Source organism: Oceanicaulis sp. (assembly GCF_051859625.1).
Taxonomy (GTDB): Bacteria; Pseudomonadota; Alphaproteobacteria; order Caulobacterales; family Maricaulaceae; genus Oceanicaulis.
The window spans coordinates 297,489-319,254 of the sequence record NZ_JBHYFH010000003.1 but is presented as its reverse complement, the minus strand read 5'-3'; the positions used below and the strand labels follow the sequence as shown (position 1 = coordinate 319,254).

22 protein-coding genes are annotated in these 21,766 nt (G+C 60.5%); 11 read left to right on the top strand and 11 right to left on the bottom strand.

Going from position 1 to position 21,766, the window contains the following annotated elements; all coding sequences use genetic code 11:
- The first annotated feature begins 42 nt into the window (after positions 1 to 42).
- From rpoD to ACTIGF_RS14755, 4 genes are all read left to right on the top strand, one after another.
- A complete protein-coding gene (gene rpoD, locus ACTIGF_RS14770) occupies positions 43 to 2,103 on the top strand; it encodes an RNA polymerase sigma factor RpoD (protein WP_439637594.1) in 2,061 nt (686 codons plus the stop codon).
- A gap of 140 nt (positions 2,104 to 2,243) precedes the next feature.
- Entirely contained in the window at positions 2,244 to 3,614 is a 1,371-nt protein-coding gene (locus tag ACTIGF_RS14765) for a mechanosensitive ion channel domain-containing protein (protein WP_439637593.1), read from the top strand.
- A gap of 46 nt (positions 3,615 to 3,660) precedes the next feature.
- The gene (locus ACTIGF_RS14760; protein ID WP_439637592.1) at positions 3,661 to 4,119 is read left to right on the top strand and encodes a GNAT family N-acetyltransferase; all 459 of its coding nucleotides are present in this window, start codon (positions 3,661 to 3,663) and stop codon (positions 4,117 to 4,119) included.
- A 113-nt stretch (positions 4,120 to 4,232) separates the two neighbouring features.
- Positions 4,233 to 5,324, top strand: a complete 1,092-nt coding sequence (locus tag ACTIGF_RS14755; protein ID WP_439637591.1) for a serine hydrolase domain-containing protein — start codon at positions 4,233 to 4,235, stop codon at positions 5,322 to 5,324.
- Between the two features lie 4 nt (positions 5,325 to 5,328).
- On the opposite strand, the gene ACTIGF_RS14750 is transcribed toward ACTIGF_RS14755, so the two are convergent.
- Positions 5,329 to 6,177 (bottom strand): methyltransferase domain-containing protein, encoded by an 849-nt coding sequence (locus ACTIGF_RS14750; protein WP_439637590.1) that lies wholly within the window; start codon positions 6,175 to 6,177, stop codon positions 5,329 to 5,331.
- Between the two features lie 99 nt (positions 6,178 to 6,276).
- On the opposite strand from ACTIGF_RS14750, the gene ACTIGF_RS14745 reads away from it, so the two are divergent.
- Positions 6,277 to 6,699, top strand: coding sequence for a secondary thiamine-phosphate synthase enzyme YjbQ (locus ACTIGF_RS14745; RefSeq protein WP_439637589.1), 423 nt, complete (start codon positions 6,277 to 6,279; stop codon positions 6,697 to 6,699).
- Here ACTIGF_RS14745 and ACTIGF_RS14740 read toward each other — a convergent pair.
- Entirely contained in the window at positions 6,696 to 7,619 is a 924-nt protein-coding gene (locus ACTIGF_RS14740) for a DUF4349 domain-containing protein (RefSeq protein WP_439637588.1), read from the bottom strand. The genes ACTIGF_RS14745 and ACTIGF_RS14740 overlap by 4 nt on opposite strands.
- Positions 7,620 to 7,842: 223 nt before the next feature.
- On the opposite strand from ACTIGF_RS14740, the gene ACTIGF_RS14735 reads away from it, so the two are divergent.
- Positions 7,843 to 8,139 (top strand): aspartate decarboxylase, encoded by a 297-nt coding sequence (locus tag ACTIGF_RS14735; RefSeq protein ID WP_022701585.1) that lies wholly within the window; start codon positions 7,843 to 7,845, stop codon positions 8,137 to 8,139.
- Positions 8,140 to 8,601: 462 nt separating this feature from the next.
- Here the strand turns inward: ACTIGF_RS14735 and ACTIGF_RS14730 are convergent, their stop codons facing one another.
- Both ACTIGF_RS14730 and ACTIGF_RS14725 read right to left on the bottom strand, forming a co-directional pair.
- Positions 8,602 to 12,207: a YobI family P-loop NTPase gene (locus tag ACTIGF_RS14730; RefSeq protein ID WP_439637587.1), complete on the bottom strand. Its 3,606-nt coding sequence runs from the start codon at positions 12,205 to 12,207 to the stop codon at positions 8,602 to 8,604.
- A 171-nt stretch (positions 12,208 to 12,378) separates the two neighbouring features.
- Positions 12,379 to 13,215 (bottom strand): carbon-nitrogen hydrolase family protein, encoded by an 837-nt coding sequence (locus ACTIGF_RS14725; protein ID WP_439637586.1) that lies wholly within the window; start codon positions 13,213 to 13,215, stop codon positions 12,379 to 12,381.
- Between the two features lie 158 nt (positions 13,216 to 13,373).
- Here ACTIGF_RS14725 and panD point away from each other — a divergent pair, with 158 nt between their 5' ends.
- Positions 13,374 to 13,760, top strand: a complete 387-nt coding sequence (gene panD, locus ACTIGF_RS14720; protein WP_022701587.1) for an aspartate 1-decarboxylase — start codon at positions 13,374 to 13,376, stop codon at positions 13,758 to 13,760.
- Between the two features lie 213 nt (positions 13,761 to 13,973).
- Here the strand turns inward: panD and ACTIGF_RS14715 are convergent, their stop codons facing one another.
- Positions 13,974 to 14,642: a protein phosphatase CheZ gene (locus ACTIGF_RS14715; protein ID WP_439637585.1), complete on the bottom strand. Its 669-nt coding sequence runs from the start codon at positions 14,640 to 14,642 to the stop codon at positions 13,974 to 13,976.
- 92 nt (positions 14,643 to 14,734) lie between these two features.
- Positions 14,735 to 15,121, bottom strand: a complete 387-nt coding sequence (locus ACTIGF_RS14710; RefSeq protein ID WP_022701589.1) for a response regulator — start codon at positions 15,119 to 15,121, stop codon at positions 14,735 to 14,737.
- Between the two features lie 139 nt (positions 15,122 to 15,260).
- Here ACTIGF_RS14710 and ACTIGF_RS14705 point away from each other — a divergent pair, with 139 nt between their 5' ends.
- Together ACTIGF_RS14705 and ACTIGF_RS14700 are read left to right on the top strand one after the other, a co-directional pair.
- Entirely contained in the window at positions 15,261 to 15,701 is a 441-nt protein-coding gene (locus ACTIGF_RS14705; RefSeq protein ID WP_375549767.1) for a MaoC family dehydratase, read from the top strand.
- A gap of 4 nt (positions 15,702 to 15,705) precedes the next feature.
- Positions 15,706 to 16,638, top strand: a complete 933-nt coding sequence (locus ACTIGF_RS14700) for a bifunctional riboflavin kinase/FAD synthetase (protein ID WP_439637584.1) — start codon at positions 15,706 to 15,708, stop codon at positions 16,636 to 16,638.
- Between the two features lie 205 nt (positions 16,639 to 16,843).
- Here ACTIGF_RS14700 and rsmD read toward each other — a convergent pair whose 3' ends face one another.
- Together rsmD and ACTIGF_RS14690 are read right to left on the bottom strand one after the other, a co-directional pair.
- The gene (gene rsmD / locus ACTIGF_RS14695) at positions 16,844 to 17,407 is read right to left on the bottom strand and encodes a 16S rRNA (guanine(966)-N(2))-methyltransferase RsmD (protein ID WP_439637732.1); all 564 of its coding nucleotides are present in this window, start codon (positions 17,405 to 17,407) and stop codon (positions 16,844 to 16,846) included.
- Complete coding sequence (locus ACTIGF_RS14690; RefSeq protein WP_439637583.1) at positions 17,382 to 18,446, bottom strand: pseudouridine synthase; 1,065 nt, start codon at positions 18,444 to 18,446, stop codon at positions 17,382 to 17,384. The genes rsmD and ACTIGF_RS14690 overlap by 26 nt, the downstream gene beginning before the upstream one ends.
- Before the next feature lie 86 nt (positions 18,447 to 18,532).
- Here ACTIGF_RS14690 and tadA point away from each other — a divergent pair, with 86 nt between their 5' ends.
- On the top strand, positions 18,533 to 18,973 hold the full coding sequence (tadA, locus tag ACTIGF_RS14685; RefSeq protein WP_439637731.1) for a tRNA adenosine(34) deaminase TadA: 441 nt from the start codon (positions 18,533 to 18,535) through the stop codon (positions 18,971 to 18,973).
- Positions 18,974 to 19,039: 66 nt separating this feature from the next.
- On the opposite strand, the gene ACTIGF_RS14680 is transcribed toward tadA, so the two are convergent.
- Positions 19,040 to 20,203: an MFS transporter gene (locus tag ACTIGF_RS14680; protein ID WP_439637582.1), complete on the bottom strand. Its 1,164-nt coding sequence runs from the start codon at positions 20,201 to 20,203 to the stop codon at positions 19,040 to 19,042.
- Positions 20,204 to 20,281: 78 nt separating this feature from the next.
- Between ACTIGF_RS14680 and ACTIGF_RS14675 the strand changes: the two genes are divergently transcribed.
- On the top strand, positions 20,282 to 20,788 hold the full coding sequence (locus tag ACTIGF_RS14675; protein WP_439637581.1) for an Lrp/AsnC family transcriptional regulator: 507 nt from the start codon (positions 20,282 to 20,284) through the stop codon (positions 20,786 to 20,788).
- 10 nt (positions 20,789 to 20,798) lie between these two features.
- Here the strand turns inward: ACTIGF_RS14675 and ACTIGF_RS14670 are convergent, their stop codons facing one another.
- Complete coding sequence (locus tag ACTIGF_RS14670) at positions 20,799 to 20,993, bottom strand: hypothetical protein (RefSeq protein ID WP_286799540.1); 195 nt, start codon at positions 20,991 to 20,993, stop codon at positions 20,799 to 20,801.
- 61 nt (positions 20,994 to 21,054) lie between these two features.
- The gene (locus ACTIGF_RS14665; RefSeq protein WP_439637580.1) at positions 21,055 to 21,744 is read right to left on the bottom strand and encodes a hypothetical protein; all 690 of its coding nucleotides are present in this window, start codon (positions 21,742 to 21,744) and stop codon (positions 21,055 to 21,057) included.
- Positions 21,745 to 21,766 lie beyond the last annotated feature (22 nt).

The following is a 21,766-nucleotide window of genomic DNA, read 5'->3' as shown; positions in this document are numbered from 1 at the left end:
GTGCGCGCAGCCAATGAAATCCTCCGGGAGCATGATCACCGAATGAGCAAAGCCGCCGCTGAAAACGCTGAAGCGACCTCTGAAAATCAGGACGGCCCGCTGCTGGACCTGACCGATCAGACCGTCAAAGCCATGATCAAAACCGCGAAAAAACGCGGTTATGTGACCCATGACGAGCTGAACAAGGTCCTGCCGAGCGAAGAATTCAGCTCCGAGCAGATCGAGGACATCCTCGCCCAGCTCTCCGAGATGGGGATCACGGTCGTGGATTCCGAAGAGGACGCGGACACGGAAGCGTCCGGCGCCGAGGCGGACGACGAGGAGGACGAGGAGAAGTCCACCGCCGTCACCAAGAAAGCCAAAGCGGACGTCGTCGCCGGTCAGAACACCACCTCTGCGCAAGACCGCACCGATGACCCGGTGCGCATGTATCTGCGCGAGATGGGCTCGGTCGAGCTGTTGTCGCGCGAGGGCGAGATCGCCATCGCCAAACGCATCGAGGCGGGCCGCAACGCGATGATCCGCGGGCTGTGCGAAAGCCCGCTGACCTTTGAAGCCATCATGGTCTGGCGCGACGAGCTGCGCGAAGGCCAGGTGCTGTTGCGCGACATCATCGATCTGGACGCCACCTATGGCGGCGTGCGCGAAGACGCCACGGCGGTGACCGAAGAGGGTGAAGACGGCGAAGCCGAGGGCGATGAGGCCAAGGCGGACGACGCTGACGCCAAATCCGGTGATGAGGCTTCGGACAGTGACTCGTCAGACAGCGAAGACGGCGAGAAAGCCGAAGGCGAGTCTGAAGGTGATAGCGACGACGACGATGATGATGACGGCGCGAACATGTCGCTTGCCGCCATGGAGGCCGAACTGCGCGACGGGGTCATGGAGACCCTGGACGCCATCGCCACCGACTTTGACGTCTTCCGCCAGCTGCAGGACCGTCTGGTCTCCTCGCGCCTGTCCGGCAAGCATCTGAGCGACAAGGATCAGGCCGCCTATGACGATGTGTTCGAGCGCATCGTGGCGAACCTCAATTCGCTGCACCTGAACAACGCCCGGATCGAGGCGCTGGTCGAACAGCTGGACGCCATCAACAAGAAGCTGATGGGCCTTGAAGGCAAGCTGTTGCGCATGGCGGAAGCCCATGGCGTGCCGCGCACGGACTTCCTCAAATCCTATCAGGGCCATGAGCTTGATCCTGACTGGCTGAAAGACATGTCCGGCAAGACCAAGGCCTGGACGCGCTTTGTCGAGCGTGAAGAGAAAGAGGCGGGCGAGCTGCGCGAACAGATCGCCACTCTGGCTCAGGAATCCGGCGTTCCGATCGATGACTATCGCCGCATCGTCGCCACCGTCCAGAAAGGCGCCCGCGAAGCGCGCGTCGCCAAGAAGGAAATGGTGGAGGCCAACCTGCGCCTGGTGATCTCCATCGCCAAGAAATACACCAATCGCGGCCTGCAATTCCTCGACCTCATCCAGGAAGGCAATATCGGCCTGATGAAGGCGGTGGATAAGTTCGAATATCGCCGCGGCTACAAGTTCTCCACCTATGCGACGTGGTGGATCCGTCAGGCGATCACCCGCTCGATCGCCGACCAGGCGCGCACCATCCGTATTCCGGTGCACATGATCGAGACGATCAACAAGATCGTGCGCACCAGCCGTCAGATGCTCCACGAGATCGGCCGCGAGCCGACCCCGGAAGAGCTGGCGGAAAAGCTCTCCATGCCGCTTGAGAAAGTGCGCAAGGTGATGAAGATCGCCAAGGAGCCGATCTCCCTTGAAACCCCGATCGGGGACGAGGAAGACAGCCATCTAGGCGATTTCATCGAGGACAAGAACGCGGTTCTGCCCATCGACGCCGCGATCCACTCAAACTTGCGTGAAACCACCACTTTGGTGCTCGCCTCGCTCACCCCGCGCGAAGAACGTGTGCTGCGCATGCGTTTCGGCATCGGCATGAACACCGACCACACTCTGGAAGAAGTGGGCCAGCAGTTCAGCGTGACCCGCGAGCGGATCCGTCAGATCGAAGCGAAAGCGCTGCGCAAGCTCAAGCACCCGAGCCGGAGCCGCAAGCTGCGCTCCTTCCTCGACAGCTAGAGCGCCGCCGACAGACAGACACGAAAAGCCCCGCTGTTTCCAGCGGGGCTTTTTGCTGTCGGGGGCGCAACCAATGGGGCGGCGGGGCGTTTGGTCTAAAGCGACTTTTCTTTTCCTGCGCCTTGCGCAAGTCTTGCCGGATGAACCCTCTGACCCTGTTCCGCTCTCTCGCCCTGTTGATCCTTCTGGCGAGCGCCTTTGCGCTGTGTCCAGAGACGGCGTTCGCGCAAGTCGAAGGCGGTGAGGCGGGCGGCGAGATCGCGCTTGAGACCGACGCGCCGTCGGACGCCGCCATCGCCGCGCGGATCGCCACGATCTTTGGAGAGATCGACACCCTGTCCGGGGTCGAGATCAGCGTTGAATCAGGCGTCGTCACCCTGACGGGGGACACCCTGACCGCCGAGGCCGCAAGCCGCGCCGAGGCGCTGGCGCTTCGGGTCGAGGGCGTGGTGACGGTGGAGAACCGGATTGATCGTGATCTGTCGGTCTCCACCCGCGTCGCACCGGCCATGGGCGAGCTGGAGACGACGCTGCAAGACCTCGTGCGGGTCATTCCACTTCTGGCGTTGGCGATAGCGGTGTTTCTGGTCCTTGGCGGGATCGGCTGGCTGCTGAGCCGCTGGGACGGGCTGTGGCGTCTGCTCGCGCCCAACAGCTTTGTGGCCGATCTTCTGGGCTCCACGGTGTTCAGCCTGTTCGTGGTGTTCGGACTGGTGTCGGCGCTGACCTTGCTGGACGCCGCCGCCTTTCTCGGGGCGCTCTTGGGCGCCGCGGGGGTGATCGGCCTCGCGGTCGGGTTCGCGGTCAAGGACACGATCGAGAACTACATCGCTTCGATCATGCTGTCGGTGCGCCAGCCGTTCCGCCCCAATGACCATGTCGTCATCGACGGGCAGGAGGGGCGGGTGATCCGGCTCACCTCGCGCGCCACCGTGCTGATGACGCTGGAGGGCAATCATCTGCGCCTGCCGAACGCGCTGGTCTTCAAGGCGGTCATTCTCAACTACACCCGCAACCCTGAGCGCCGCTTTGATTTCACCCTCGGCGTGGACCCCGAGGATGATCCGTTATCCGCGCTCGAGACGGGTCTTGAGGCGATGAAGGCTCTGAACTTCGTGATGGCGGAGCCCGATCCGGCGGCCGGCATCCGCGAAGTGGGCGATTCCACCATTAATCTGTTCTTCTCCGCCTGGATCGACCAGACGGAATCCGACTTCCTCAAATCGCGCTCGGTGGCCATTGCGACCGTCAAGGCGGCGCTCGATCAGGCGGGCTTCACCTTGCCCGATCCGACCTATCGCCTGCGCATCGAAAGCGGAGCCTTGCCAGCGACGGCGGCGCAGCCAAAACCCGCGCCAACTTCTGACCGCGCATCCGCGCGGCCCGTCAAGGCGGCGAGCCCTGAGATCACGGACGTGGCGCCAGACACATCTCTGGCCGAACGCGTCGAGGCAGAGCGCCGGGAGGACACCTCAGGCGATCTGCTGTCCGAAGACGCGCCGAGCGAATAGCCGAGGGCGCCCCCTCGGCTTCATCTCACATCTCAAAGGAGATCCCATGAGCCAGTCAGATCTGACCGTCCGGGCCGCGCGCCCCCGCGATGCGGCGGCGATCGCGCGTCTGTCGCGCGAACTCAATCAAGTCGTCGGCGATTCAACCGAGCACTGCACCCCGGAAAACATCAAGACCACCCTGTTCGGTCATGACGCCAGCTTTCATGTGCTCGTTGCGGCGACCGCGAATGGCGAGCCCATCGGATATGCGGTCTGGCACGCCTATTATGATAGCGGCCATGGCGGCGCCGGCGCCTGGCTGGCGGAAGTGTGCGTGGGCAAGGCCGGCCGCGGCGAAGGCGCGGGCCGCGCCCTTTTTGAAGCCGTGGTCGAGGATGTGCGCGAAAGCCCCGCCACCTTCCTGATGTGGACCAGCTCTGAAACCGAAGCCGCCGAAGCGCTCTATGAGAGCTCGGGAGGATACGCCAAGCCCGTCCGCCGCTGGGAGTTGAACGGGCTTTAGGCGAGGGCGGCCGACGTCATACCCTTTCACCTTGAGGGTTCGTCATTAGGGCGTGCGGCCTCGCCAGGATAGGCTGAGAGCTAAGAGGGGGATCCATGCTCAGAACAAGCCTGATGATGCTAGCGCTCACGGCCATGCCGGCTGCCGCGCAGGACACGCCGCCACGCCTTGAGGCGGTGGACGCCGCGGTCTCGCCGATCATGGACGAGGGACGCTTCCCCGGCGTCGTGGTGGCCGTTCTCGAGCACGGCGAGCCGGTTCATGTGGGCGAGTATGGTTTTGCAAGTCTCGAGCATTCCGCTCCCGCCAGCGCAGCCACCGTGTTCGAGCTCGCCTCTCTCACCAAGCATATGACCGCCCTGATGGTGCTCAGCCTGGCTGAAGAGGGGCGCCTGTCACTGGATGGTCCGCTCTCTTTCTACATCGAAGATACGCCAGAGGATTGGTCGGCGATCACTGTCAACCAGCTGCTCAGCCACATGGCCGGGCTGGCGCATCGGTTTGAAGACATGCCGAACGGACAGTTCCAGATCGCCTATTCCACCGATCAGATGCTGGCCTCAGCGATCGAGACCCCGCTTCAATCAGAACCGGGTACGGACTGGCGCTATTCCGATCAGGGCTATTTCCTGCTCGGTCTGGTGATCGAGGAGGTGACGGGGCGGTCCTTCGAGACGGCCTTGCGGGACCGGTTCTGGACGCCGCTGGGCATGGACCAGACACGCATGCTCGACCAGTCCGCCATCGTGTCCCATCGCGCGGAGGGCTATGGTGTTTATGACGGTGAGCTGGCGAGAAACCGCCGGGTCTGGCAGTTCGGCCTGACGTCTCATTTTGGCGTCACCTCATCACTCAACGATCTGATGATCTGGGAAGCGGAGCTGGATGACCCGCAGGTGCTCGATCCGGACGTGATTGCGCAGGCCGCCGAAATCCAGCGGGCGTTTGATGCGGGCGAAAGCTGCGAACGCTGGGGGTATGCGCGCGGCTGGTGGAGCCATGACGTGGACGGTCGCCAGATCACCAGCCATGCCGGTTATTCCGGCACGGCCTATGTGAGGGACATGACGACGGGCCAGTCCGTGATCGTCTTGACCAATCGCGAAGACGGGGAGGAGCTTGTCTCCCCCATGGCGATCGCCTGGGCCGCTGGCCATGCCGCCGGGATGGACGTTCCAGAAAACGGCCTGACCTGCTGGCGCTAGCGGTCTACCCGCAGCACGACCCGCTGCTGGGCGCATGCGGGGAGGGCAGGGTGAAGGGATCGCCGCTTTCCTGACGCGGGGCGTCATTGGCGGGGGCGGGGCGAAGCTCGACCGTGGCGGAGACGAATTTGAGGCCGTCCAGTTTCTCGATGAGCGCTTTGTCGGTGATCGCCAGCGGGCGGTGATCGACGAGCTCCGGCGCGTCAAAGCCGGTGTCTTCAGCGATGGCGAGAAAATCTGACCAGGCCAAAGCGCCCGCCAGGCATTCGCCATAGAGCACCGGGTCGGTGCGCAGCTCTTCCGGCACGGCGCGCTCGGCGTAGACATCCGCGAAATGCATCACGCCGTCAGGCTTCAGAAGATGACGCACGCCCGCAAAGACCGCCGGCTTGTCGGTGGAGAGATTGATCACGCAGTTTGAGATGATCAGATCAAAGCTGCCTTGCTCAAGGTCGAGCTGGTCGAGCGCCTCGATATAGCCCTTGAGGAAGCGGGTGTTGGGTTTGGCATAGCCGAACCGGCCGGCGTGCCAGGCTTCATGCTCCAGCGCGACGGCAAGCTGGTTGTCGGTCATGTCGACGCCGACGACTTCGCCGGTTTCGCCCACCAATTGGGCCAGCAGGAACACGTCGCGCCCCGTGCCGCAGCCCAGATCGAGCACGCGCTTGCCTGTGATGTCGTCGGGCGCGATCAGGCCGCAGCCATAGTATTTGTTCGCCACGTCGGGATGGATGTTTGTCAGCGCGTCACGGATATGGGGTTCGGGCGCGGAAATCTCGCAGCAGGCGTCAGATTTCAGATCGCCGCTCGATTGCAGCACGTCGCCATAATAATCCCGAACCTGTTCGCGCATGTCTTACCTTCCAAGCCGCCGCTGAATTGATGCGGGACTGTTTCAGATTTACCCCTCAGGGTCGAGACACAGACTGGTGAGCCTGAAGGAGACGCGCACATGCCGCAGACGGTGCTGGAGATCGAAACCCGCGGGCCCGGCCTGTATGAGGTCACCCGCGAGGCGGCGCGGTTCGTGGCGGCGTCGGGCATGGGCGAGGGGCTTCTGACCTGTTTCGTGCGCCACACCTCGGCGTCCGTGGTGATCCAGGAAAACGCCGATCCGGACGTGCAGCGCGATCTGCAGGCGTTTTTCGCGCGGCTGGTTCCGCGCTCGGATGATCTGTCGATGGCTTGGCTCAGCCACACCACCGAAGGCCCGGACGACATGCCCGCCCACATCAAGTCCGCGCTGACGGCGGTTTCAGTGGGCGTGCCGGTCAGCGGCGGCCGGTTGATGCTTGGGACCTGGCAGGGGCTCTACCTGTTTGAGCATCGGGACCGGCCGCATGTCCGGCAGATGGTGCTGCACCTTTCGGCCTAGCTCGCCGCTTTCTTCCGGCGCAGCAGGCGGCGGAAGCCGATGACGACGCCCGAGATCACGGGAACCGCGATCACCAGCCAGGGCAGGGCGCCGGCGAGGAACAAGATCAGGCTGGCGACAGATTCAGCGAACACTTCGCCCATTTCCTTGAAGGCGCGCCCGATCGGATTGAAGGTTTCAGGCTCCACCACCTGACGCTCGGCCTGATAGTTCAGCGTCAGCATGGAGGTGTTCACCCGCTGGCGCAGGGCGGCCAGAACGCTCGCCTGGGCGTCGAGATTGGCCTGTACGTTCGCGAGCTCCCGCTCCACCGCCAGCAGATCGCTGAGATCGCCGTCGCGGGTCTCCAGAAGCTGCTGCAGCCGGTCGCGCAAGGTGGTCTGGGCCGCAACGCGCGCAGCGGTATCCACGATGCGCGTGGTCAGATCCTCGACCGAGGTCTGGTCTGACAGCACCTGACCGCCCAGCTCTTCGGTCTCGCCTTCAAGCCCGGCGCGGAACTCCACGATCCAGTCCGGCGCGGCGCGCAGCTGCAGATAGGCGCTGGGGCGCGGCCCGTCGGCGTTGTTCACCTGCGCGCGGATCACCTGACAGGTCGCGGGCCCCGCATCCTGACACGCCGCCACATGGCTGGCCTGTGTGGCCGCCAGAACCTCGCCCGGCAGCTCGAGGCTGGTTTGATAGGAGTAGGCCAGCAAGGGCGCGGAGACGTCCTCTGGCGCGTTCTGAGCGGCGCCGGAGCCTGCGACCGTCACGGCCTCTGACCGGGCGCGCATGGGGGCGGGGGCCGCTTGCGGGGCCTCCATCATCGCCATGTCATCGACCATATAGCCTTCGGAATCGTTGGTGTAGGTCGATTGTTGGCCGCAGCCGACCAGCGCGGTGCTGGCGATCAGTATCAATCCTGTGGTCCGAACCATGTGGTCTCTCCCCTCAATTCGCCCGTGTGAACCCTATCATGCGCAGAGCCTAGCTGAACCGGAGTTGAAAGGGCGCGGCGATTTCAAGGCGATTGCAAGGCGAGGGCTCCGTTTTCCCTGTCAGCGCCTGCGTCAGTTCGGCGGGTGCGCGCGCGCCGCTATTTGCTAGTCTGGATGAAAGTGCGGCGCTCTGATTCGCGCCGCCTCGCCAAGGAGCTCGCCCATGACCACCGCCCCGCTCGGATCCAAAGCCAATCCCAGCAAGCATGACTGCCTGCCCGACCTCGCCGATGACGAGCCCTATTTCGTCATCCGCGCCGACGACCCGCTGGCCAACGCGCTTGTGGAGCTGCACGCCTATATCGGCGCGGGCCAGGCGGGCGCCGCCCATAACAAGCTGGCGGAAATCATGGAGCTGACCCGCGAACAACCGCCCCGCCCCGCCGGCAGCCCCAAATACCGCGAAACTTTCGCCATCTCCCTGTCCATGGAAGCCTGGCGCGGCCAGCACCCGAAATAGGCGCCGGAGCGGCGCGCGGAGTGTCCCGATGGGAGTCATGAGAGTCTCATCGCGGTGACTCCTATCACGACTACGATGACTCTCACGCCTCTCATGGCGGCGGAATGGCGTCTCTGAAAGCTGAGAAAGAACGCTGCGGAGTCTAGCGCGGTTTCGGGGGAGGGGGATTGGGGGCGGTATCAGGCTCTCGCCTGTTCCAGTTTTTCCCTCTTTCCCGGACTGGGTCCGGGACCCAGAGAGCATCGAGCGCCGCGCCTTGCGGCTCTGGGTCCCCGCCTTCGCGGGGAAAGAGACGGATGGTGACCACCCGCGTCATCCCGGCCTTGAGCCGGGATCTGCTGCAGGCGTCTCTGTGATAAGAACGCGGCCTATCGGCTACCCGCCCCAACACACGCATTCCCTGAATGTGGAAATGTAGGTGAAAGTTGGTGTCCTATAGAGACAACGGTATGGGTGTGCACCTTATGACCGATAAAGATTTATCATGATATCGTCCGACCAGAACGGCTTCCCTATCGAAGAGATGATGTCGCGCTCGTCCAACCACCTGACCAGTTCGCTGTTTTCACTCGTCCTCTCGAGCGTCGGACGTGCATACCCAGTTTGGATTTTCGAGTATGGGTAAGGAAGCTGTCCCATAACCTCACGAACGTCGTTCATATTGAGCGTTTCATGAAGGAGGTTGAGCAACTGGACCTGTGTGCTTACTGGCTCAGCGTTTGCTACAACTGCCTTGACGATATCAGGTGTGAGTGAGGGCAGCGCGCCATTCGTGCGCAACAGAATCGGCCCGACCTTGCCGGCACGTTCTGGAATGCTGGGAAGTTCGCTCAAGTCCATCAAATCGATAATCTTACGCTTATGGTCATCCGAGACATCGGCGCCAAGCAATCTCTCGTGCAGGTCATCATTGATAGAGAAAGAGCTGGGGTCGCGAAGATATGAGGCGATGTTCTGGCTGAGGAACAACGTTTGAAGTTCGACCTCGCCGTCAAGTTCAGCTAAATTCTCGGCTACAAATGTGACGCGCTGCTCTTCGATAAGTATACGGCGTTTAAGGGTGCTTACAGCCTCTGGAAACTTTTTAAATTCATTGGGTAGCGCTCTGATATAAGCACGGTATGCCTCATCCTCGAGTTCTTCAGCTTCGATCAGGAACTGACCGAGAGAGAACGCTTCCTTCGTTGCTGGAATCGACGTTTTCAGAAGAGTGTTACGGACCTCGTCATCATCAAGGAAGGCGATGAGAGCGTCCCTCTCGAAAGATTCTGAGCGGAGGTAAGCAAGGCAGTTGGACCATGTGGGAACGATCTGTGCCTTGCGGACTACAAGGGTCTGAAAACGCTCTGGTACTTCTTCGAGTGTCGGAAAGAGCTTGGTTTGGCGCAGGAAGAAGGTTTCTATTTTTTCGGTGCCGAGCTCTTCGTGGGACATTACAGCTAAAATTGCTTCGATATCTTCCTCATCGTTATCGTCCATCTCCAGCAAAATATTCATAAAATAATCTGCGAAATCGCCTTCTACCCGTCTCATCAGCGGTTTGGCGTCTGAATTTAGAACTCTTGAATAATGCCGTTTCCGCAGGTCCAGGCCTTTCTCTTCTCCGAGGATAGAGCCGAAGATGTAGTCAAAATTCATTTCGTTCAGTTGGTAATGGCCGAGCTCATACAGCCTGCGCACCACGTGTGGATGCTCTCCGATTGCCTCAAAATCCTTCGTCTCGATTTGCAACTCGTCAAATTTTACCGGGTCCACGCCCTCCAAGAGCTCGAGAATGTCCCTAAGATTATCGGCTACGAACGACCGTAGTTCGGGATGCTGCTCTCGTTCGCGAGCCAGTAAAGACTGAGGAAGAAGCTCGATCAGACGTGCGATGTGTAAGACTGCAGAGGAACTTTTAATGGCCGCGGGTGCGAATCCGCGCCAAGCGTTAACGAGCTCCCTCAGAAAATCGCCAACCTTCGATCCCATCGTGTAATAGGCTTCGAAGAATTCCTGCTGGTTCGCAAACTCGCTCGAAATGTATGCGAATACCTTTCTGAGCCGTTCCTTATGTTCCTCGCGCTCTAGTAGCGCGTCGACGAGTCGCACGTTTAGCGCATAATCCAAGCCGAAATCGACCTCTCTCATTCCCGCGATAACTTCATTCGGGTTGTCAATCGGGAATAGGGGTTCAGGCGTTTGGAAGGCCCTGATCTGTATGAGGAATTTGTTGTCGTTCGGTGAAAGTCGTCCTTTGTGGAACAAAGACGTATACTGGTAGTAGCTATCATCGAGATAGCCTTCCAATACTAAGAAACGGGCGAGTTCACCGCCATCCCCTAGGTTTGCAAAGAGACTCTCTAATTCTTGTTGACTGGATCGCAAAAGGACATTGAACTTGCTCGTCCGGATCGATTTTATCTCGTTTCTCAGGTGGGCGATTTTCTGATGAATAAGTTTTTCGCGTTCCTGCGTTTTGCTTTCAATTATCCGTTTTCGTTCGGCATAACTTGCGTTGGGATCAACGCTCTCTTGGAAGTCGGCGTTACTATATTGGTGGTCGCTACCATTTGTCATGCGGCAGTAGAAAGATGAAGCCGTAATTAGCTTCTCAAAATCCTTACACTCGGGTAATTCCGCGGGCGTAATAGTAGTGTTATGATCTAAGCTCACCCATAAGGTTCTAGCGGGTAGCCTTTCAAGCAGAGCCATTGCATATATTTGTCTTAGCTCTCGCAGATCCTTCGGGGTCTGATGTTCGGCCCTCTCGATATCACGTTCTAATTCGATAATCTCGGATCGATACTTTTCTTCACGTGTGGCGATGAGCTCGTCTTTGCGGCTCAAAATACCGGCGAGCTGCCCTATACCGCGATGGAGTTGCTCGAAATCTCTTGGGTAAACGTTCTTGTAGATCAGTACTGCGAGCAGCTTCGTGGGGTTTAATATGTTCTCCCCGTCGGTTTCCAAGTTTGCGACGTAAATAGCGTACTCGTTGAAAATATTATGGATCAGTCGCATATCGCTTACGTAGCGCGACACTTCTCGTAAGAACTGTTGATCGAGCCTTCCTCCTAGTTCTAGCCGTTTGCCCTGCGCGAGCACCATGTCAATTGAGTTCGAGCTGTTGATTATTGGAATGACAGGGATGATGAATTCGAAGAACTTTGTCCGGTCGGTGTTGTTGAACATGTCGTCGCGCAGCGCGTATAGAAATCTGACTCGGCGTTTCACACCCACATTCCCGTTCACAAGACTATTGATCTCACGAAGCGTGACGAAGATGTCAGAATCCTCGAAGCGATCGAGATCCTCGACGACAACGAGGTCGTATCGCGTCGACTGAAAGAAGTAGACGATTTCATCCAGGTGACGATTGAGGATAGAATCCTGTTCGTCTGAGGAGGGTCGCAACTCAATATCCTTCAGCGATATGCTTTTGAGAGACACACCGAAACTGGCGACGTAGAAGAAATGTACTGCGGACCAAAGAAATAACAGTGCGTAAGTGGCTACAGAAATTCCGAATAAGTTTGTAAAATTGAATTGTTCGAAAAACGTCCCCTGTAAAAACGTTGTACGATTGTAGAAAACATGACAAAGAGCGAGCAGTCCGGTAACAATGTATAGTGACCGGAAAATCGACCAGAAACCTGGCGATTGGATGCGCTTGAAACGCGAGAGTGGCAATTTGTCTGCATCTGCACCATAAAGCAGTTGCTGAAGGATGCTCCGCTCAATCTCCTGTTTAGTAACTTTACGTCGCTCATCGTCTGCTTCCGGAAGGAAGGCGGCGAGAGATATCGGCAGGGCTTCACGGGGGTAGGACTTCAGGAATGACCGGATGATGCTGCTCTTGCCAGAGCCATAAGGTCCAGTGAGAGCTATATTGGATACATTCGGACTGTCAGTCGCGAATTTCAACGCGGCCGAATATACCCCTTCCTTGTCAGCTTCATCAGTCGGGGCGAGGTCGACGAATTTCGCTGATTCCTCTGGCGAACCGGATAGAGAGCTCAAGTTTTTTGCTAATTTGGTGAGCTTCTCTGAGAACCAACGTAAGACCCTATTAAGTCTTGTATTCATAATGGGCTGCCTACCAAGTTCGAGGTTTTATTCTAGCCTCATATAGAGTTAAGTCGACCATGCGCGTCTAGACGAGGCGTTCGCTGTCGCTTGAATTTGGAAAGTTCATTGTGTTGATCGCATATATCCGCTTTCGAGATTCAAGCGATCTTTCCCCTAACACCTCCCCCCTCACGACACCAGCACAGGCCCTTCGGCCCCCGGCTTCAGCCAGTCTTGCAGTTCGGCGAGCCAGCCGGCTTTGCGGGCGATTTTGAGGCGGTGTCTGGGGTCGCACTCGGCGATGAGGACTTGCTCGTCGCTGCCGGCGCGGGCGAGGATTTCGCCGTCAGGGCCGGCGATGACGGAGTGGCCGGCATAGGCCTGGCCGTCCTCGGTTCCGCAGCGATTGGACATGGCGGCGTAGACCGAATTCTGCATGGCCATGACGCTGATCTCGCTGGCGAAGAGATCGAGATTTTCAGGGGCGAGATTGCAGGCGGGAATGGCGATGATCTCCGCGCCTTTCAGGGCGCAGGCGCGCCAGCTTTCAGGGAAATGCCGGTCATAGCAGATCACCACGCCGACCCGGCCCACGGCAGTGTCATAGACCTCAAACCCCTCGCCATGATCGTAATAGTCTTTCTCCCAGAAGCCGTCGAACTGGGCCACATGGACCATCTCGCTGACGCCCAGCAGCGTCCCGTCCGCGTCAATGACGGGCGAGGCGTCAAAGCGGCGGCCGTCGCGAGACATGTAGAGATTGGCCACGGTGACGAGCTTGTGGGCGCGCGCCAGCTCTGACAGGCGGTTGAGGGCGGGGTGGGACCGATCCATCAGGTGTTGGGCGGAGGGATCGTCCTGGGCATTGGCGCGGCGCTTGGGGAAGAAGGGGCTGAGCTGCAGCTCGGGGAAGACCACCAGCCGCGCGCCCGCCTCGGCGGCGTCACGCATCAGGCGTTCGGCGGTGTCGAGATTGGCGTCGATCTCTGGCGCCATGGCGTGTTGCAGAACCGCAATTTTGAACATTTCTGACGGGCCCCCCGGAGCGCTAGAGGCCAGCATGGCCTTAAAAAACGCACATGTGAAACCTATCTGACAAATATGTCAGTGAAGGTTGGGCTGTAATTTCTTCACCAATAGCGTATACCGCAGTGCAACAGACTCATTTTCATGACGAGGGCGGCATGCAACTCACCATGATGAAGACCAAGCTTCACCGCGCCGCGGTGACGCAAGCGGACCTTCACTATGAAGGCTCCATCTCCATCGACCAGGACCTGCTGGAAGCGGCGGGCATTCTGGTCAATGAGCAGGTGGATGTCCTGAACATCAACAATGGCGAACGGTTCACCACCTACGCCATCTCCGCCCCGCGCGGCTCCAAGATGTTCGGCATCAATGGCGCGGCGGCGCGTCTGGCCCAGCCCGGCGACCGCATCATCGTGGTGGCGTATGCGGGCATGGCGGCGGAAGAAGCGCGCCAGTTCGTCCCCACCGTGGTGCTGCTGGACGAGAACAATGACGTGGTCAGCGTCGAGGAAGGCTCGGGCCGCAAGCTGGACGCCGCCTAGGCGACTATTGCTGGGCGCTTTTTCGAACCGTAAAACCGGTTCCCACTTTTACTGAAAAAGCGCCTGAAGACAGACACGAAAAAAAGCCCCGCCGGGATCCGGCGGGGCTTTTTTCATGCGTGGATCAACACGCATGGTGTTCGTGTGATTTTTTCAGGTCGCTTTTTCGAACCGCAAAACCGGTTTCCACTTTTGCTGAAAAAGCTCTCCGGTTTAATCAAACAGCGCGTCGATGGAATCCTGGTCCATGGCCAGCAGATCATCGACATTGTCCTGACCCACTTCCGGTCCGCCAATGGCCGGGCCGTTGAGGTGGAGCTTGGCTTTGCGCTCTTCCTCGGCCTTTTCGTTGGCGGTGGCCTCGGCGTCGTTCACGCCCATGGTCTGGGCGAAGCGCGCCACCCGCTCTTCAATATGCTTGAGCGAGCTGACCACTTTGGACACGCGTTGACCGGTGAGATCCTGGAACGAGCACGCCTCGATGATCTTGGTCATCGAATCGCTGACCTCGGTCTTGTAGGCGTCCAGGTCTTCAGTCTCACTGCACATGAGCGTTTCAGCTTCGCTCATGATGGTCTCGGTCGCCCGTTCAGTGTCGGCGATCAGCGCTTCCAGTTCGGCGCCCGCGCCCGGAAGCCGGGAATCGCGGATGTCGTTGGGGCGCAGATGGGCGATTTCATCGCGTGTCTTCGCGATGTATTCCGCGATGGAATTGAATTCCTCGTGGATCGACTTGTCCAGAGACCCGAAAAACATCTGCATGGTGTCGGTGAGCTGCTGCGCCATGCGCAACACCTCGATCAGCTGTACGTCTTCGAGATCGGAAACTTTGACCGCCTCCAGAGACTGGCGTACCCGTGCGGCGACTTCTGCGGCAGGCATGTCGGTCTTCCTTTCACTCCAGCCCTAGCGGGACTTCAACAGCACCGCCCCTAACGACTTGTTAGTCATGAGGGGCGGACGAAGCGCCCGCCCTAGAATTCGCCGATGACGGCGGTCATCTTGGCTTTTAGCGTTCCGGCGTTGAACGGTTTCACGATATAATTGTTCACGCCGGCTTTTTTCGCTGCGATCACGTTCTCGGTTTTGGATTCCGCCGTGACCATGATGAAAGGCGTGGCCTTGACGGATTCGTCAGCCCGGACTTTCTGCAGCAGCTCATAGCCGGTCATCGGCTCCATATTCCAGTCGGAGATGACTAGGCCATATTTTTTCTTCTTCATCTTTTCAAACGCTTCGGTCCCGTCCGAAGCTTCGTCCACATTCTCGAACCCGATCTGCTTGAGCAGGTTCTTGATGATGCGAACCATGGTTTTGTAATCGTCCACCACCAGGATCGGCATCGTCATTTCGACAGCCATGACCCTTCCTCCATCCAATTAACGACCATAGCTGAACCCCTCAAAGCTCCTGATTGAGGGCTCAGTACAAAACTGACAGTAGACAAGCGCGGTCAAAATTCGGTTAAACACGCGCCGCAAGTGGAAAGGCAGTGACACAATGAGTGATTTTGAGGGCTACGGCATCAACGAGCTGGAGGTGGGGCAATCTGCTGAAATCACACGGCTCGTGGATGATAATACGGTGAAGCAATTCGCCGAGGTTTCCGGTGATTTCAACCCGCTGCATATGGATGAAGCCTATGCAGCACGCTCTCCGTTTCGGGGCCGGATCGCCCATGGCGCGCTGGTGGCGAGCTTTATTTCCTGCGTTCTGGGCAATCATTTGCCGGGTCCGGGCGCCGTGTTCGCCGGCATGACGATGCGGTTTGAACGTCCCGTGCGGATCGGCGACACCGTGATCGCGCGCGCCACTGTCACAGAGGTGGACATCAAGGCGCGCCGGGTGAAACTCGCCTGCGTATGCGAAGTGGAAGGCCAGACCTGTATGGAAGCTGATGCTGAAGTGATTGTCCGCAAGCGCCGCAAGAGCCCGGCGTAAGCGCGTGTCGGTCTATCACGGCTATACCGATCTGCCTGAAGTGTCGCGTGGCTGCGTGGCGGCGCTGGGCAATTTTGACGGCGTGCATCGTGGCCATCGCGCCGTGATTCAGACCGCCTGCGCTTTCGCCCGGACGCTGGACGCGCCCTGCGCCGGGGCGGTGTTCAGCCCGCACCCGCGTCAGGTCTTCGCGCCGGACGCGCCGCCCTTCTTGCTGATGAATGATCATCAGCGTGCGCGCGCTTTGAAGGCTGCGGGCGCCGAAGCGGTGTTTCATATCCCGTTTTCAAAGGCCATGGCGGCGATGACGCCCGATGCGTTCGTGCGCGAGGTGCTGGCGGAAGGGTTGGGCCTGAAAGGCGTGGTGACCGGCGCGGATTTCTGCTTTGGCAAGGACCGGGCGGGCGATGCGGCGGCGCTGAAGGCGCTGGGCGCGCGCTATGGCGTCGCGGTGACCATCGCTGATGCGGTCAATCTCGATGACGCGTCGGGCAAGATCTCCTCGACCAATGTGCGCAACGCCTTGCGCGAGGGCGATGTGAAGGCCGCTGCGGCGTTGCTGGAGCGTCCTTTCGCCATTGAGGGCGTGGTGTCCAAGGGCGATCAGCGCGGGCGGCTTCTGGGCTTTCCGACAGCCAATATCGGTCTGGGCGAGTATCTGCGCCCCAAATTCGGCGTTTACGCCGTGCGCGCGCATCTGCCGTCGGGCGACAGTGTCGCCGGCGTCGCCAATCTGGGCTCACGCCCCACGGTTGACGGGACCGAGGCGCGGCTTGAGGCGCATCTGTTTGACTTTGAGGCGGACCTTTACGGGCAGACCCTGGAAGTCGATCTGATCGACTTCATCCGGCCCGAGCAGAAGTTTGACGGGCTGGACGCCCTGACCGCCCAGATCGCGGCCGACAGTGCGCAAGCGCGACAGATGCTGGGCGTTTAGGGGCCTGCCCCTCACGCTCCCCTGTCATCCCGGACGCGCAGCGATCCGGGATCTACCGGAATCGCTTTGTTCTGATCACAGAAATGAAGCGGGTAGATCCCGGCTCAAGGCCAGGATGACGAGAACGGTTGCTCGGATCAAAGGTCAGAGCATGGATTCACCGGATAAACCGGCGAATGACAATCGGAGAGGGGAAGCGCGGTCGCTACACCGCCCGCCTGAGAAACCGCACGACCGTGTCGCCCGCTTCCAGCGTGTCGATCAGCGCCCAACCGGGCGCGTCGACCTCGACGCCCTTGCGTTCTTCGAGCACGGCGAGGGCGTCGTCCGTCACCCAGGCGCCTTCGATCAGCTTGATAAGGGCGACATCGCCCAGACCCTTGTCATAGGGCGGGTCGAGAAACACCAGGTCAAACGGCGTGCCGACCTTTTCCGGCTTGGGGCCGAGATCGGTGGCGCTGCGGCGATGCAGCTTGGTGCAGCCGAACAATTGCAGCGCGTCCACATTGCTGCGGATGGCGCCGCGGGCGGCCGGATCGGTCTCTACAAACAGCGTGAAGCTCGCTCCGCGGCTGATCGCTTCAAAGCCCAGAGCGCCCGAACCTGCGAACAGGTCGAGCACCCGCGCGCCGTCCAGCTCAACGCCCCAGGGCGCATGGGTGAGCTTGTTGAACACGCTTTCGCGCACGCGGTCGGTGGTGGGGCGGGTGACATCCCCCTTGGGGGCGATGATGGCGCGGCCCTTATGGACGCCGGCGACGATCCGCATCACGCTTGCCTTCACTGGGTTTGCCGCCGGATTTTTTCGGGTCGGCGCGTTTGGATTTGGGTTTCTCATTGGCCTTGGGTTTGGCTTTCGCCCAGCCCTTGGCCGATTTGGACTTGCCCGCGGGCATGATGGAATCCGCGTCCGGGCCCGATTTGTGTTTGCTGCTCGTGGAGGCGCCGCGAGAGGCGGGTCGCACGGCGCGCGGCTTGGCTTTCGCCGTGCCGGTGCGGGTGTCGGGCTGGGCGGTCTCGCCGGGTTTCAGCGGCAGGCCGGCATTGTCGAGCGGATAGAGCTTGCCCAGCTGGTCGCGCAACACCGCCAGCTTGGCTTCCGATACGTCGCCGCGTTTCAGCGAGCCGAGCTGGAAGGGGCCATAGGCCACCCGCATCAGCCGGTTCACGGTCAGCCCGACGCTTTGCAGCACCTTGCGGACCTCGCGGTTCTTGCCTTCCTTGATGCCCACGGTCAGCCAGACATTGGCGCCCGTGCGGCGATCCACGCTGACCTCGATCGGGCCATAGACGACGCCGTCCACGGTCGTGCCTTTTTCCAGCTCGGCGAGCGCCTTGTCGGTGGCGTGGCCATAGGCGCGCACGCGATAACGGCGGGTCCAGGCCGTGCTCGGCAATTCCAGAACCCGCGCCAGCTCGCCGTCATTGGTCAGCAGCAGCAGGCCTTCGGAATTGAGATCGAGCCGCCCGACCGAGATCACCCGGCCCATATCCTCGGGCAGGGCCTGAAACACGGTTTCGCGCCCTTGCGGATCGGAATGGGTGGTCAGAAGGCCCACAGGCTTGTGATAGCGCCAGACGCGCGTGGGCGGGCGCGCGCCGATGGATTCGCCGTCCAGCCGCACATCATCGCCCGCGCGCACCTTGAAGGCGGGGGTTTTCAGGGTTTCTCCATTGACGCTGACCCGGCCCGCTTCAATCAGTTTTTCAGCCTCGCGGCGTGAGGCGATGCCGGCATGGGCCAGCACTTTGGCGATGCGTTCGCCGCTGTCTTCAGGCGTGTCAGGGGTAGACGGGGTGTCTGTCAAAACTTGCCAGCGCTCCAGGCCAGAGGTAAGGCCCGCTCATGACGACGCACAACTCGACGCCAGAACAGGATCGTGAAACGGGCTTTATGCGGCGAGCGCTGGGTATAGCGCAAGCCGCAGCCGCCGCGGGCGAGACGCCTGTGGGCGCCGTGATCGTCGATCCTGCGACCGATGCGATCGTCGCAGAAGCGGGAAACGCTCCGATTTCAGAGCATGATCCCACAGCCCACGCTGAAATTCGCGCCCTGCGTCTCGCCGCGCAACAGCTTGGCAATTATCGGCTTACGGGGCTTGAGCTCTATGTGACGCTGGAGCCGTGCGCCATGTGCGCCGGCGCGATCAGCCATGCCCGCATCGGCCGGGTCATCTATGGCGCGTCCGATCCCAAGGGCGGGGCGGTCGATCATGGGCCGCAGTTTTTCTCTCAGCCCACCTGTCATTCCCGCCCGGAGGTGACCGGCGGCGTGCTGGCGGAGGAAGCCAGCGCGATGCTGAAAGCCTTTTTCCGCGCGCGTCGGAAGAAATAGGGCGGGGCCCAAAGCCTATTGATCACATCCCGTCGTACACGGTTGCGAGGATGATGCAGGCGGACACTAAGGTAGAGGCGTAAATCGGCGCCGCCTCACCATCATGGCCGGGACCAGCAAGGTAAGACAGCCTAGCGTGACGCAGCTTGCAGCGCCCCAAACGAGACCGGCGAAGCCCAGATTCCCATAAACCTGACCTAGCACGAGGGCGCCGATCAGGGCGCCGAAATAGGTGATGGCCGAGTTCAGCCCCAGAACCGCCCCGCGCTGGTCGCCGCTGATACGAGACAAACGCAGCACAATTACATTCACGACGAAGTGGTTTACGAAGCCCCAAGCGAAGGCCGCCGCCACTGCCCCGCCCAGCGAAGTGACCAAAACCGGCATGACGCCATAAATAATCACCACGCAGACCAGCGCGCCGGGCAAAACGCGCGCCGGGCCGACCCGGTCGATAAGGCCATCCGCGAGCGCAGCAAGCCCGAACCCCACCCCATAGGACAAGACCACAACCCCGGCGACGCCCGTCGAAATATCCAGGCTGGCGCGAAGCTGATCGCCGAAGAAGGCGTAGGTGCCGTAAAAGGCCGTCATGAAGAAGAACTGGGTCACCAGCAGCGGACCCACGTCCGGTATCGCGATCGCTTTGAGCGGGTTGCCTGTGTTCACGAGGAGCTGAGAGTCCCGCCGTGGCATGGTCCAGAAGCCGACCAGGCTGACAAGAACCAGCACGGCGAGGGTGAAGAACGATACCTCCCAGCTGAACCGCTCCGCGATCAGGGCCGAGACCGGCACGCCAGCGATCAGGGAGACGGACCACCCTGTCAGGACCCGGCCGAGTATGCGCGAGCCTTCGTCTTCCGAACCCGTCGTTGTCGCCACGGCGTAGATCGCAGGCAACATCACGCCCGCCGCCAGGCCGGCGACCGCCTGTCCAGCGACAAGCATTTGCCAGGACGTGGACAGAGCACAGACGAGCATGGAAACCGCAAGACCCAAACCTCCGACCAGAAGAACCGAGCGCGCGCCGAACCGATCGACCGTGAATCCAAGGAACAAGGCCGACACAGCCGTCGCCCCGCCATAGGCCGCGATCGCACGGGCGACCGCGATGGTGCTGGTCTGCAGATCCGCCGCCACATCCGTCAGGATCGGGGACAGCACCAGTGAGTTCGACCCGATGACCGCCACGCCTAGCAACAGAATGATCGTTATCCAAAGTTTTGACATCGCACTTCGTGTCCTTATTCTATACTGCGATGCGGATTTAATTCCGAACAAGGTTCGGCTAAAGGGGAAATGAGTCTAATGGAGTCAAAAACGAATGGCGTTCGGCGGTCTCCCGGCATGCCTGCGGATCTGGATGAGCGGGACCGAACGCTATTAGGCTTGCTGAGCGAGGATGCGTCCCTGTCTTATGCCGAGCTGGGCGAACGCATTTCGCTGTCCGCGCCGGCCGTCCATGAACGGGTCAAACGCTTGAAACGGGACGGCGTCATCCAGGCGACAGTCGCCAAGATCGATGGCGGCCGGATCGGACGCTCGCTTCTGGCGTTTGTCCATGTTGATACGGTTGGGTGGGGCGCAAGCGGCCCGTTCCTGGAGATGAGCGCGGAACCGGATGTGGAAGAAGTGCACACGGTTGCAGGCGACGCCTGCCTGATCCTCAAGGTGAGGTGCGTGGACGCTCAGGCGCTCGAAACGCTGTTGGAGCGCATCTACACGTTCGAAGGCGTGCGCGGCACCCGCACCTATATCGCGTTATCCACCTACGTTGAACGCGGTCCGCAGCCGGTCCTTGCCAGCAAGGACTGAGGGCGAAGGCTCAGGCCCAGCCAAACCACATCATGAAGCCGCGGATGGCGCCCAGCGGGGCCAGCGCCAGATCAAAGATCAGCCAGAGCCATTTGACCATCATGGCGTCGCGCACGACTGCGGTGATCCAGCCCGCCAGCGCAACGACGCCCAGGCACCCGCCGCCAAAACAGCCGCCGCGTTCTCTGACTTGAATGATCATCATGGCGATAAGCTCCTGTCCCGAACGCCGTCACTTGGACATGTCGGCGTTCGGCAGGGCCGGATCAAGACTTGGATTTGGGAGGCTGCATGGGGGACGCGGCGTCGTCGCCCTGGCTCTCGTTCATTTCCATTTCCATGTCATAGGCTTCCACCGTGGCGTAAACCTCGCCCATATCGGTGAAGACATAGGCTTCGCTGTCATCGCACACATGGCCGGGCGCAAACGTATCCGCGAGGATCCGCGCCGCCTCGTTGGCGTCGGTGATCTGGCTGGCGTCCACCACAAAGAGCGGGCAGGCGACACGCTCGTAACTGTCGGGGTTGAGCGCGGTGATCACCAGATGGTCCTGACGCTGGTCTTCGCCTGAATCCGGGCCGCCATTGGGATCTACATCCATGGACGGGCCTTCGCTGACATAGCGGTGGATGGTGGCGTAGGCGCCGCTCTCATTGCGGCGCCATTCCATGGTCGAATGATAACCGCCGAACAACAGCGTGCGGGGCGGCGTATAAAATTCGGTGCGCTCGCTGCCGTTATAGGCGTAGGAACTGCCGCTGCCATGCTCGGACGAGTGCAGGAAGATGCTCCAGCTGTCATGGGCCGCGCAGGCGGTCTCCCAGACCGGCTCGCCCGGCAATTGATAGCTGGCGCAGCTATCAATCTGGAAATAGACGCTGCCAGGCTCGCTTTGAGCCCATGCGGGAGCGGCGAGGGCGGATAAAGCGCCAAGCGCCAGAACTGTGCGAAGCATGTGAGCGTCCCCTGTGATTTGA

Bases quoted from the DNA above. Each gene is read 5' to 3' on its own strand.
- rpoD (WP_439637594.1), top strand. From the start codon at position 43: ATGAGCAAAGCCGCCGCTGAAAACGCTGAAGCGACCTCTGAAAATCAG.
- ACTIGF_RS14765 (WP_439637593.1), top strand. From the start codon at position 2,244: ATGAACCCTCTGACCCTGTTCCGCTCTCTCGCCCTGTTGATCCTTCTG.
- ACTIGF_RS14760 (WP_439637592.1), top strand. From the start codon at position 3,661: ATGAGCCAGTCAGATCTGACCGTCCGGGCCGCGCGCCCCCGCGATGCG.
- ACTIGF_RS14755 (WP_439637591.1), top strand. From the start codon at position 4,233: ATGATGCTAGCGCTCACGGCCATGCCGGCTGCCGCGCAGGACACGCCG.
- ACTIGF_RS14750 (WP_439637590.1), bottom strand. From the start codon at position 6,177: ATGCGCGAACAGGTTCGGGATTATTATGGCGACGTGCTGCAATCGAGC.
- ACTIGF_RS14745 (WP_439637589.1), top strand. From the start codon at position 6,277: ATGCCGCAGACGGTGCTGGAGATCGAAACCCGCGGGCCCGGCCTGTAT.
- ACTIGF_RS14740 (WP_439637588.1), bottom strand. From the start codon at position 7,619: ATGGTTCGGACCACAGGATTGATACTGATCGCCAGCACCGCGCTGGTC.
- ACTIGF_RS14735 (WP_022701585.1), top strand. From the start codon at position 7,843: ATGACCACCGCCCCGCTCGGATCCAAAGCCAATCCCAGCAAGCATGAC.
- ACTIGF_RS14730 (WP_439637587.1), bottom strand. From the start codon at position 12,207: ATGAATACAAGACTTAATAGGGTCTTACGTTGGTTCTCAGAGAAGCTC.
- ACTIGF_RS14725 (WP_439637586.1), bottom strand. From the start codon at position 13,215: ATGTTCAAAATTGCGGTTCTGCAACACGCCATGGCGCCAGAGATCGAC.
- panD (WP_022701587.1), top strand. From the start codon at position 13,374: ATGCAACTCACCATGATGAAGACCAAGCTTCACCGCGCCGCGGTGACG.
- ACTIGF_RS14715 (WP_439637585.1), bottom strand. From the start codon at position 14,642: ATGCCTGCCGCAGAAGTCGCCGCACGGGTACGCCAGTCTCTGGAGGCG.
- ACTIGF_RS14710 (WP_022701589.1), bottom strand. From the start codon at position 15,121: ATGGCTGTCGAAATGACGATGCCGATCCTGGTGGTGGACGATTACAAA.
- ACTIGF_RS14705 (WP_375549767.1), top strand. From the start codon at position 15,261: ATGAGTGATTTTGAGGGCTACGGCATCAACGAGCTGGAGGTGGGGCAA.
- rsmD (WP_439637732.1), bottom strand. From the start codon at position 17,407: ATGCGGATCGTCGCCGGCGTCCATAAGGGCCGCGCCATCATCGCCCCC.
- tadA (WP_439637731.1), top strand. From the start codon at position 18,533: ATGCGGCGAGCGCTGGGTATAGCGCAAGCCGCAGCCGCCGCGGGCGAG.
- ACTIGF_RS14680 (WP_439637582.1), bottom strand. From the start codon at position 20,203: ATGTCAAAACTTTGGATAACGATCATTCTGTTGCTAGGCGTGGCGGTC.
- ACTIGF_RS14675 (WP_439637581.1), top strand. From the start codon at position 20,282: ATGGAGTCAAAAACGAATGGCGTTCGGCGGTCTCCCGGCATGCCTGCG.
- ACTIGF_RS14670 (WP_286799540.1), bottom strand. From the start codon at position 20,993: ATGATGATCATTCAAGTCAGAGAACGCGGCGGCTGTTTTGGCGGCGGG.
- ACTIGF_RS14665 (WP_439637580.1), bottom strand. From the start codon at position 21,744: ATGCTTCGCACAGTTCTGGCGCTTGGCGCTTTATCCGCCCTCGCCGCT.